Source organism: Psychrobacter sp. 1U2 (assembly GCF_051847575.1).
The window spans coordinates 1-780 of the sequence record NZ_JBPYDC010000906.1 but is presented as its reverse complement, the minus strand read 5'-3'; the positions used below and the strand labels follow the sequence as shown (position 1 = coordinate 780).

The window sequence follows — 780 nt, the reverse complement described above, 5'->3', positions numbered from 1 at the left end:
ATCAGAGGGTATGGCAGGAGCGGCAATGCATCCAGTAATACATACAGGTTGGGCGGTCGATGTTGAGTCCGATAATATGGCAGCGGAAGGACTGGCCTATATGGCAACTGCCTTCCAGCCCTTAGCGACGGGCGCACATCATAGCTTGTATCAGTTATGGTCACCTGATGCGCCGCACCCTATTGACATGCTTGAGCAAATTTTAGCTGACGATAGCCTATCTCAATTAACCAAAAGAGCTGTTCAGCTGAGTCAAACTGAAGATTATAAGCAATTGAATAGAGGCGGCTTCCAGCAGCGTTTAATTACCTTCGATAACCCTAATGAGCCAATGGCACAGTTTCTTAATGATAAGGTTGTACTAAAGCTACCTGAGACTGGCAATAATTTGACTAACTCTATCGAAGCGCTAACCGTGATGGCAGCAAGCATAGTGTACGGTAGTGATAATGAATTTTTTATCATTCATGGATTAACCAGTTTGCACAGCGTTTTATGCGTACTACCCCATCTCAACGAGTTAGCACAGCGCGATGCATTGGGTTATTGGTTTCGCGCCTTGGTGGCAACGTTCATCATTCAAGACCGTCCTAACCATAAAAACACGCTAGCTATTATTAAAAGGTGGCAAGCAGATAAAAATACATCTAACAACCATCAACTAAGTGATGATGACAAAGCTTGGTGGCTACAGACCTTGCAAGCGACTACCGATAGTCTCGATGAGCATGTACCTAAGACCGTTTATGTGCTAAAGCGCTGGGCTGAATGGCAGGCTTT

The 780-nt window shown here is 45.0% G+C and carries 1 protein-coding gene; it reads left to right on the top strand.

The features are described 5' to 3' along the window. Nucleotides 1-10: 10 nt before the first annotated feature. A partial coding sequence (locus ACS8FD_RS19465; RefSeq protein ID WP_439277076.1) for a questin oxidase family protein occupies nt 11-780 on the top strand: 770 nt, incomplete at its 3' end.